Genomic DNA, 9,496 nt, shown 5'->3' with positions numbered 1-9,496 from the left:
GCCCGCGACGATCGCCAGGCGCGGGTCGGCGAGGCCCTGCACCGCGTGCTGGAGTGGGCCTCGGCACCAGGCCAGACCCAGCCGCTGTCCGTGCTGATGGCCTCGGCGTCGCAGGCCTTCGGCCTGGACGTGAAGGCGCGTGAGCAGCTTGCGCAGGCGGCCCAGGCGATTCTCGCCAGCCCCGGCTGCCGCCCCTTCTTCGACCCGGCACGGCTGCGCTGGGCGGGCAACGAGGTCGCCGTCGGCACAGGCGGCGAGGATCAGCGCATCGACCGGCTGGTGCAGCTCGACGACGGCCAGTGGTGGGTGCTGGACTACAAGCTCGGCGCCACCCCGGAGCGCGAGCCGGCCTATCTGGAACAGATGCGCAGCTATGTCGCGGCCGTGCAGAACCTGCAGCCGGGTGAGCCGATTCGCGCCGCCTTGATCAGCGGAACCGGGCGCTTCATTCCTGTCAGCTAGAATGCGCAGCTTGTTCGGGGCGTAGCGCAGCCTGGTAGCGCATCTGCTTTGGGAGCAGAGGGTCGCGAGTTCGAATCCCGCCGCCCCGACCAAACCTTTTCAGCAACCCGCCGTTGGCCTTGTGCCAGCGGCGGGTTTGTTTTTTTGAGGCCCCCGCATCCCGGGGCTTCGTCCAAGGGCATCCCCCGAAGTCCGACCAAGCGGTCGGCCAGGACAATGCCCGGCTTTGCTTCAACCCTGGCGGGGCCACAAGCGCCGCCCGAGATTCCATGGCACTCCAACACCTGACCGACGAGCAAATCGCCACCTGGACACGCGCCCAAAAGGACGAGTGGTGGTTCAAGAACGTCTTCCGCGGCGACATGGCCCAGTTGACTCTGCGCTCGGGTCTGACCGGCTTCCTGCTCGGCGGCATCCTCTCAGCCACCGGCCTTTACATCGGTGCCAAGACCGGCATCGCCATTGGCGTGGGGCTGACCTCGGTCATCCTCGCCTTCGCATTGTTCCGCGCACTGCATGCCAGCGGCTTCGCGCAGGACTACACCATCCTGGAGAACAACTGCACCCAGTCCGTCGCCACGGCGGCCGGCTATGTCATCACGCCCTTGTTCTCCAGCCTGGCGGCCTACATGCTGATCACCGGCGTCATCCCGGCGTGGTGGCAGTTGATGGTGTGGATCTTCGTCGTCGCGATGATCGGCGTGTTGCTGGCCTTCCCGCTCAAGCGCCGCTTCATCAACGAAGACCAGGCCCCTTTCCCGGAGGGCCGTGCTTGCGGTGTGGTGCTGGATTCGCTGTACCACGGCGCCGGTGGCGAGGGCATGTTCAAGGCCAAGCTGCTGGGTGTGGTGGCTGGCTTCACGGCACTCTACCAAGCCATCGTCAGCGACGGCTGGATGAAGCTGGTGCAGTTCAAACTCCTGATGCTGGACAAGTGGGCCGGCCTGACCGAACCCTGGTACCTGCATGACCGCCTGGATCACTACTACTACGCCTGGGCCGGCAAGACGACCGCGCTGATTCCGACCATCATGGGCACGGACATCCGCCAGCTCGGCCTGCGCCTGACGCTGGACGCCGCCATGCTGGGCGTGGGGGGCCTGATGGGCATTGCGGTGGCAACGAGCTGCTTCCTCGGCTCCTTCATCAACTTCGTCGTGCTGGCGCCGCTGATGATCCAGGCCGGCGACATCGCGCCGCGCCTGGCCGCCGATGGCACGCTGATCCCGCTGAACCGCGCCGAGATCGTCAACCAGTGGTCGCTGTGGTGGGGCGTGACGATGATGGTCGTCGGCGCGCTGGTCGGCCTGCTGGCCAAGCCGGAGATCTTCAAGAGCATCTTCAAACGCAAGGTGGCGCCGGTGGTCAACGCCGGCAGCAACGGCGACCCGCTCAAGGACATCGAGGTGCCGCTGTGGATCAGCTACGTCGGCGTGCCGATCTTCAGCTTGCTGGGCAGTTATGTCACCCACGTCTTCTTCAACGTGCCCTTCTGGCTGGCCCTGGTGTCATTGCCGCTGATCTTCGTGCTGACCATCATCTGCACCAACTCGATGGCGCTGACCTCGTGGACGCCGACGGGGGCGCTGTCGAAGATCACGCAGTTCACGATGGGCGCGCTCGACCGCACCAACCCCGGCTCCAACCTGCTGCCTGCCGGCATGACGGCCGAGATCGCCTCCAACGCGGCCAATCTGCTGTCCGACATCAAGCCGGGCTACATGCTCGGCGGCAAGCCGCGGCACCAGGCCATCGGCCACATCATTGGCAACCTGGCCGGTGTGGTTTTCTGCGTGCCGCTGTTCTTCCTGCTGTTCCTGACGCCCGACGCCAACGGCGTGCGCAGCGTGACGACGCTGGTGTCCGACCAGTTCGCCATGCCGGCGGCCCTGCAGTGGAAGGGCGTGGCCGACATCATCGCCAAGGGCCTGAAGGGCCTGCCGACGTCGGCGCTGATCTCCATGGCCGTGGCCGCCCTGGCCGCCGTGGCGATGGAAGTGGCGCGTATCAAGACCAAGGGCCGCTTCCAGCTCTCGGCCGTTGCCACCGGCCTGGGCGTGGTGCTGCCGCCCGAGGCGGTACTGGCCATGTTCGTCGGCGCGGTGCTCTTCTTCGCTATGAAGCGCAAGCACAAGACGCCGGGCACCCAGGGCCACCGCGTCTGGGTGGAAGGCATGGAGCCGATCTGCGCCGGCCTGATCTCGGGCGCCGCGCTGATGGGCATCGGCAACGCCATCATCAACGTGCTGATCTAATCCGCATCGTCTGCCCGTAGCTCAACTGGATAGAGCAGCTGCCTTCTAAGCAGCAGGTCGGGGGTTCGAGTCCCTCCGGGCAGGCCACCATCGGATCACAGCGCCCAGCGTCCTCAAGGACCTGGGCGCTTTTTTCATGGCAAACCGGCGCGGGGCTGCACGCCGCATCGGCCGGCGTCCATCCCCCTTAAGAGGGAGACGGCGGGGGATATCTACCCGGCCATCCCCCGCCAACCCCACTTAAGGGCGATTCCCGCGGCGCTGCCGGGCTCCGAGACTGGCTCCATCGATACAGGAGCCCCGATGCAATCTCAATCCGACACACCCAGCGCCGATGACGCACGATGGGCAAGCGCTGCGGCGCTGCGCTTCACCATCAGGCAACTGCGCGAATGGGAGCTGGAAGTCGCCCGGAATGGCGTGACGCTGCCTGAGGCCGATGAGCAGGCGTGGGAAGGCACGGAGCTGGACTTTCGCCGGACGGTGCTGTGAAGCTCGCCCCATCGACATCAAAGCCGGCCCGGCGCGTTCAGTTCGCCAGCTTGGCCCAGGCCTCGGTTCAGCAATTGCGCGATGCCATCCGCCGCCTGACGGTGGCCCATGCTGCGGCTGCTCACGACGGCGATGAACAGGCGTTTCCGGCCGGCGCCGATGACAGCCGCTCAGGCTGGACGGATTGGGAGGACACCAGCTTTGACGTGCGCCGCTTCCACGGCTGATCCAGATGACCCACTACGGCAGGCTGGCCAGCATCGTGGCCTCGGTCGCCTCGTCCCAGGCCAAGGGGTAGAGGCTGCGCGCCGAGGCCAGACGATCCGGCAGACCGCCCCAGAGCGCGATCTGCTCGCGGATGTCGGCAAAGGCAATGCTCATCAGCACGGCGGGTGCCTCCACCCGCGGGTTGTGCCGGGCTTTGGTGCAGGGCACGAGACCCAGGCAACGGCGGTAGAAGGGCACGTGGCGCGGGTTGACCTCGACGACCAGGCGTTCGCAGCCAGCGCGCCGGTGGGCGTGCAGATAGCCCAGGTGGAAGATCTGCGCCAGCACGCGCTTGGGTTCGTGTGAATGCTTGTCCACCGCCAGGCCGCCGAACTCGCAAAGCTTGACGCCCTCGGCCCGCCATTCGTTCAGCTCGGCGCTGAACAGCAGGTCGGCATGCAGGCCGCCCGCGCCGTCGAAACGCACGGACAGCGTGCCGACGATCGCGTCCCCGTCGCGTGCGGTGCAGACGATGTCGCCGTCCTCGCTACGGCTGCTGTACCGCTCGCGCGAGGTCAGGAGGCCGCGGTCGCCGTAACGCCGCTCAACGAGGTCCCGCGCTTCGCCGTCCAGCGCACCGAAACCGCTGTTCAAGGCGAGCGCCGGGTTTGCGAACTTGTTCGGCATCGACGCCCGTGGCGTCGTCTGAGAAACGTGGAACATCGGCTGCATCCTCGGCGTCCATTGGCAAGCGGCGCAGTCTATGGAGGCATCGCCGCCCGGAGGCCTCATCTCACAGACCGATACATGGGTCACATCGCGTTCATGCCATTTCTCACGAGTACGGGCCTGCTGCGGGCGCGATGCTGCGCAACGGCGCAATCGGCATGATCAGCCGGTTGTCCTACAAACCGGCGTCAGCGCGCGGTCTACATTGGCCCCGGGCTTCGGCCCCCTGCTGTTCCTCCCTGAGCAGGCGCCAACCGTGACAGCGGAAGGCGGTTTTCAGCCCCGGCCTCGTGCCGGGGTTTCTTTTTCCCCGCGCCTGCGCGTCGCGTCGCGACTGTGGCCACACGGGCCCAAAGTACAACGCCACATGGGCGTGCACACGGTCCACCTCGGCCCGGTAGAAGAGCGTCAACAGGCCCTCTTCGTCGGCGAAGACAAGCGCGACGTCTGGCGCCAGGAACAGGCCGCGCCGGGCAGCGCCGTCGCGCAGGACGACCACCTGCCGCACGGGCTGCAGAGCTTCAAGCTGGTGCTGTGGGCGGCGGTCGCGAAGGGGGTGTCGACGCGGCGCTAGCGAGGGCCCGCCAGCGCTTCAACCGAGCGCGGCGCTGGGTCGGATTGCCGACCGGATGACAGCGCGGCGCCGACCCTGCTAGGCTGCCGCGGCCAAGAGTGGCGTACAGGAGCAGCGGCATGGCGGAATTGACGGTCAATGGCAAGCGGATGCAGTACGAGGCGGAAGGCGATACGCCGCTGCTCTGGGTGCTGCGCGAGCAGCTGAGCCTGACGGGCACCAAGTACGGCTGCGGTGTGGCCCAGTGCGGCGCCTGCACGGTGCACATTGACGGCGCGCCGGTGCGCAGTTGCGTGATGCCGGCTTCGGCGCTGACGGCGGCGCAGAAAGTCACCACCATCGAGGGCCTGGCGCCTAATGCCTCGCACCCGCTGCAGAAGGCCTGGGACATGCTGGACGTGCCGCAGTGCGGCTTTTGCCAGAGCGGCATGCTGATGGCCGCCGCCGCGTTGCTGAAGGCCAAGCCCAAGCCGACCGATGCCGACATCGACGCGGCAATGACCAACATCTGCCGCTGTGGCACCTACAACCGCGTGCGTGCGGCCATCCACCTGGCCGCCGGTCAGGTGCAGCGCAGGCAGATCCCCATCGTCATCGAAGGGGGCCAGGCATGAGCGCCGTTCTGGATCGACGCGGCTTCCTCAGCGCGACGACTGCCGCTGCCGGCGGCCTGATGGTGGGTTTCCATGTGCCAGGTCTTGCCCAGCCCTCCGCGCCGACCGTCACGCCGGAGCTGAACGCCTGGGTGCAGATCCTGCCGGACGAGAGCGTCGTCATCCGCATTGCGCGGTCCGAGATGGGTCAGGGCACGCTGACCGGCCTGGCCCAGCTCGTCGCCGAGGAGCTGGAATGCGACTGGAGCAAGGTCAAGACCGAGTACCCGACGCCCGGCCAGAACCTGGCGCGCAACCGCGCCTGGGGCAGCATGAGCACTGGCGGCAGTCGTGGCGTGCGCGAGTCGCACGAGTACGTGCGCAAGGGCGGTGCACTGGCGCGCGCGCTGCTGATCCAGGCGGCGGCCAACCAGTGGAATGTGGCCGTCGTGGAGTGCGCCACAAGCTCAGGGTGGGTCACCCACGCGGGCAAGAAGCTCAGCTACGGCCAGCTCGCCGCCGAGGCCGCCAAGCTGGCCGCGCCTGCCGACATCCAGCTGAAGGAGGCCAAGGACTGGAAGCTGGCCGGCCGCCCCATGAAGCGCCTGGACACCAGGGCCAAGCTGGACGGCTCGCTCGTCTACGGCATGGACCTGCAACTGCCCGGCATGCTGAACGCGGCCATCAAGGACTGCCCGGTGTTCGGCGGCAAGTTGAAGAGTTATGACGCAGCGGCCATCGAGGGCCGGCCCGGCGTCAAGAAGATTGTGCGGGTCAGCGACTCTGCGGTTGCCGTTGTGGCCGACACCTGGTGGCGGGCCAAGACTGCGCTGGACGTGCTGCCCATCGTCTGGGACGAGGGCCCCAACGTCACGCAGAACAGCGCCGACACCGCCGCCGTCCTGAAGGCCGGCCTGGACGCCCCCGAGGCCGCCGTCGGCAGCAGCCAGGGCGATGTCAAGGCCGCGCTGTCCGCTGCGGCACGCAAGGTCGAGGCGGTCTACAGCTACCCGCATCAGAACCACGCCTGCATGGAGGTCATGAACGCGACTGCCAAGTGGACGTCGGAGCGCTGCGAGGTCTGGACACCGACGCAGAACGGCGAGGCGGCGCTGGCCGCCACCGCCGAGGCCTCGGGCCTGCCGCCCTCGGCCTGCGAGGTCTACAAGCTGCATCTGGGCGGCGGCTTCGGCCGGCGCGGCGCCGTGCACGACTGGGTGCGCCAGGCCGTGGCCATCGCCAAGGAGCTGCCCGGCACGCCGGTCAAGCTGATCTGGAGCCGCGAGGAGGACATGCTGCATGGTCGCTTCCACCCGGTCACGCAGTGCAAGCTGACGGCCGGGCTGGACGACGCGGGCAAGCTGACGGCCCTGCACATGCGCATCTCGGGCCAGAGCATCCTGGCGGGCATCTTTCCGCAGAACATCAAGGACGGCAAAGACCCGGTGGTCTTCCAGGGCCTGAGCGCCGGCGGCGCGGAAGGTGCGCTGGGCTACGCGGTGCCCCATCTGCTCATCGACCATGCGATGCGCAACCCGACGGTACCGCCGGGCTTCTGGCGCGGCGTCAACCTCAACCAGAACGCGGTCTACCTGGAGTGCTTCCTCGACGAAGTGGCGCATGCCGCTAAGCGCGACCCGCTGGAGTTGCGGCGCGAGTTGCTGGCCAGTTCGCCCAAGCATCTGGCCGTGCTGAACGCGGTGGCGGCCAAGGCCGGTTGGGGCAGGCCGCGGGCCAAGGGCCGTGCACTGGGCCTGGCGCAGATCATGGGCTTCGGCAGCTATGTCGCGGCCTGCGCCGAGGTGTCGGTCAGCAAGAAGGGTGAGCTCAAGATCCACCGCATCGTCGCCGCCACCGACCCCGGCCACGCCGTCAACCCGCAGCAGATCGCCGCGCAGGTCGAGGGCAGCTTCGTCTACGGCTTGTCGGCGGCGCTGTTCGGCGAGATCACGGTCAAGGACGGGCGCGTGGAGCAGCAGAACTTCGACACCTACCCGGTCATGCGGATGGAGCACATGCCGGCCGTCGAGACCATCTGCATGCCTTCGGGCGGATTCTGGGGCGGGGTGGGCGAGCCGACGATCGCGGTCGCCGCGCCGGCGGTGCTGAACGCGATCTTTGCGGCGACGGGCAAGCGGGTGCGCGACCTGCCGCTGAAGAACCAGTCCCTGGTCTGAGAAGCTGTGAACGCCGCCCTCACGCCCGCTCATCCCGCCGCAGCGCCGCCACTCGGCGTTGCAAATGCTCGCCGTAGCCGCAGCTGCGGTTGCGCTTTGCGCCTTGATTGGCGAACCCGCGACGGTCTGTTCGGCCGCGCGGAGAGCGTTCGCAGCTTCTGATGCACGCCCTGTTGGCCCTGCTGCTCGTGACGGCCGCTGCGCAGGCCGGGCCCGGTGACGTGCAGCGCGGCCGCGCGCTGGTGGCCGACCGCACGCAGAGCCTGTGCCTGCTCTGCCATGCGCTGCACGGCGCGGGCGACGCCAACCAGGGCAATCTGGCGCCGCCGCTGGAGGCCAGCGCGGCGCGGCTGGATGCCCAAGGCATGCGCGACCGCATTGCCGACATGCGGCGCTTCAACCCCGCCACCGTGATGCCGCCTTTCAGGTCGACCGAGGGGCTGCGCGATGTGGCGCCCGCCTGGCAGGGCAAGCCGGCGCTGACCGAGCAGCAGCTCGACGACATCGTGGCCTACCTCGGGACGCTGGCCAGGCCATGAAGCGGCGCGAGTTCGTCATGACCACCGCGGCGCTGGCGCTGCTGCCGCAGGCGCAGGCCAGCGACGAGGCGATGCAAGCAGCCATCCGTGCCTGGGCGGGCCGCGACCCCGTGGCGGGGGCGTTGAAGATCGAGATTGCCGAACTGGTGGAGAACGGCAATGCGGTGCCGGTGCGCGTCGTTGCCAACGAGCCCGTCACGGGTCTGGCCTTGTTCACGCCGCTGAATCCTGAGCCGCAGGTCGTGCAGATCAGCCTGGGCGCCAACAGCGGCAAGCCGGAGTTCGGCACCCGCATGCGCCTGGCGCGCAGCCAGCGCATCGTCGCCGTGGCCAAGGCGGCCGACGGGCGCTGCTGGCAGACGGGCATGGATGTCATCGTGACGCTGGCCGCCTGCGTGGAACCCGGATGACCACGCGCGCTGTCATCACGCTTCCTGCCGCGGTCAAGGCTGGCGAGCCTTTCGAGGTGCGCGCGACGGTGGCGCATGCCATGGAGACCGGCTACCGGACCAGCGACGAAGGCGCCCGCCTGCCGCGCGACATCGTCCGGCGCTTTGAATGCCGCCTCGACGGTGAGCTGGTCTTCGCCGCCGACCTGTTCGCGGCCATCTCGGCCAATCCGTATCTGGCCTTCTGGGTGCGGGCCAGCAAGTCCGGCGAGCTGACATTCGTCTGGCGCGGCGACCGGGACTTCGAGCACCGCGAGACGCGCCCTTTGGCCGTTGCATGAAAGCCGCGCTGCTGCTGCCGCTGGTTTTCGTCGCGCTCGCGGCCGGGGCCGATGAGCGTCGCTCCGGCCGCGACACGATGAGCTCGGCCCTGCGCACGCTGCAGGCAGACGATGCCCAGCACCCTGCCCAGCTCGCGCTGGCGCTGGGCCGCGAGTTGTGGGCACAAGGCTCCAAGTCCTGTGCCAGTTGCCATGGCGAGCCCGACAAGTTGCGCGGCGCCGCCACTCGCTACCCGGCCTGGGACCAGGGGCTGGTCGACCTGCCCGGGCGCATCCAGCGCTGCCGCGTGCGCCACCAGCAGCAGCCCGCCTGGCAGCGCGAGGCCGAGCCCCTGCTGGCGCTGGCCGCGCTGGTGGCCCAGCAGTCGCGCGGCCTGCCGCTCAAGCCGCCGCAAGGCGCGGAGCTGGACCAGGCGGCGAGCCAAGGCCAGCGCCTCTACATGAGCCGCATCGGCGCCCTCAACCTGTCCTGCGCCCAATGCCATGACGAGCGCGCGGGGCAGCGCCTGGGCGGCAGCATGATCCCGCAGGGCCATGTCGACGACTACCCGGTGTTCCGGCTCGAGTGGCAGTCGCTGGGCAGCCTGCAACGCCGCCTGCGGGGTTGCCTCAGCGGCGTGCGCGCGACGATGTGGGACTGGGACAGCGCCGAATTGCTGGCGCTGGAGGTATATCTCGCGCGCCGCTCGGCCGGCATGGCCATGCAGCCGCCGGGTGTGCGACCCTGACGCCCCACCC

Annotated in this window: 12 protein-coding genes and 2 tRNA genes; 13 read left to right on the top strand and 1 reads right to left on the bottom strand. The window is 68.6% G+C overall.

The window, feature by feature from the left end; translation table 11 throughout:
• From ACT6S0_RS06855 to ACT6S0_RS06830, 6 genes are all read left to right on the top strand, one after another.
• A partial coding sequence (locus ACT6S0_RS06855; protein ID WP_444763141.1) for a PD-(D/E)XK nuclease family protein occupies positions 1-462 on the top strand: 462 nt, incomplete at its 5' end.
• Between the two features lie 15 nt (positions 463-477).
• A tRNA-Pro gene (locus tag ACT6S0_RS06850) sits at positions 478-554 on the top strand.
• A gap of 177 nt (positions 555-731) precedes the next feature.
• Positions 732-2,717: an OPT family oligopeptide transporter gene (locus ACT6S0_RS06845; RefSeq protein ID WP_444763140.1), complete on the top strand. Its 1,986-nt coding sequence runs from the start codon at positions 732-734 to the stop codon at positions 2,715-2,717.
• A 10-nt stretch (positions 2,718-2,727) separates the two neighbouring features.
• A tRNA-Arg gene (locus ACT6S0_RS06840) sits at positions 2,728-2,804 on the top strand.
• Between the two features lie 216 nt (positions 2,805-3,020).
• Positions 3,021-3,209, top strand: coding sequence for a hypothetical protein (locus tag ACT6S0_RS06835; protein ID WP_444763139.1), 189 nt, complete (start codon positions 3,021-3,023; stop codon positions 3,207-3,209).
• The gene (locus ACT6S0_RS06830) at positions 3,206-3,436 is read left to right on the top strand and encodes a hypothetical protein (protein ID WP_444763138.1); all 231 of its coding nucleotides are present in this window, start codon (positions 3,206-3,208) and stop codon (positions 3,434-3,436) included. The genes ACT6S0_RS06835 and ACT6S0_RS06830 overlap by 4 nt, the downstream gene beginning before the upstream one ends.
• Positions 3,437-3,449: 13 nt before the next feature.
• On the opposite strand, the gene ACT6S0_RS06825 is transcribed toward ACT6S0_RS06830, so the two are convergent.
• Complete coding sequence (locus tag ACT6S0_RS06825) at positions 3,450-4,139, bottom strand: N-acyl amino acid synthase FeeM domain-containing protein (RefSeq protein ID WP_444763137.1); 690 nt, start codon at positions 4,137-4,139, stop codon at positions 3,450-3,452.
• Positions 4,140-4,512: 373 nt separating this feature from the next.
• Here ACT6S0_RS06825 and ACT6S0_RS06820 point away from each other — a divergent pair, with 373 nt between their 5' ends.
• The 7 genes from ACT6S0_RS06820 (at position 4,513) to soxA (ending at position 9,486) form a co-directional block, all read left to right on the top strand.
• Positions 4,513-4,719, top strand: a complete 207-nt coding sequence (locus ACT6S0_RS06820) for a hypothetical protein (RefSeq protein WP_444763136.1) — start codon at positions 4,513-4,515, stop codon at positions 4,717-4,719.
• A gap of 119 nt (positions 4,720-4,838) precedes the next feature.
• Complete coding sequence (locus ACT6S0_RS06815; RefSeq protein WP_444763135.1) at positions 4,839-5,333, top strand: (2Fe-2S)-binding protein; 495 nt, start codon at positions 4,839-4,841, stop codon at positions 5,331-5,333.
• Positions 5,330-7,489 (top strand): molybdopterin cofactor-binding domain-containing protein, encoded by a 2,160-nt coding sequence (locus tag ACT6S0_RS06810; protein WP_444763134.1) that lies wholly within the window; start codon positions 5,330-5,332, stop codon positions 7,487-7,489. Before ACT6S0_RS06815 ends, ACT6S0_RS06810 begins: the two co-directional genes overlap by 4 nt.
• Before the next feature lie 161 nt (positions 7,490-7,650).
• Complete coding sequence (soxX, locus tag ACT6S0_RS06805) at positions 7,651-8,028, top strand: sulfur oxidation c-type cytochrome SoxX (RefSeq protein ID WP_444763133.1); 378 nt, start codon at positions 7,651-7,653, stop codon at positions 8,026-8,028.
• On the top strand, positions 8,025-8,438 hold the full coding sequence (locus tag ACT6S0_RS06800) for a thiosulfate oxidation carrier protein SoxY (protein WP_444763132.1): 414 nt from the start codon (positions 8,025-8,027) through the stop codon (positions 8,436-8,438). The genes soxX and ACT6S0_RS06800 overlap by 4 nt, the downstream gene beginning before the upstream one ends.
• A complete protein-coding gene (locus ACT6S0_RS06795) occupies positions 8,435-8,758 on the top strand; it encodes a thiosulfate oxidation carrier complex protein SoxZ (protein WP_444763131.1) in 324 nt (107 codons plus the stop codon). The genes ACT6S0_RS06800 and ACT6S0_RS06795 overlap by 4 nt, the downstream gene beginning before the upstream one ends.
• On the top strand, positions 8,755-9,486 hold the full coding sequence (gene soxA, locus ACT6S0_RS06790) for a sulfur oxidation c-type cytochrome SoxA (protein ID WP_444763130.1): 732 nt from the start codon (positions 8,755-8,757) through the stop codon (positions 9,484-9,486). The genes ACT6S0_RS06795 and soxA overlap by 4 nt, the downstream gene beginning before the upstream one ends.
• Positions 9,487-9,496: the final 10 nt, after the last annotated feature.

The sequence above is a fragment of the Roseateles sp. genome (assembly GCF_052436255.1).
Lineage (GTDB): Bacteria > Pseudomonadota > Gammaproteobacteria > Burkholderiales > Burkholderiaceae_C > Pelomonas.
This window is presented reverse-complemented; position numbering and strand designations above follow the sequence as displayed.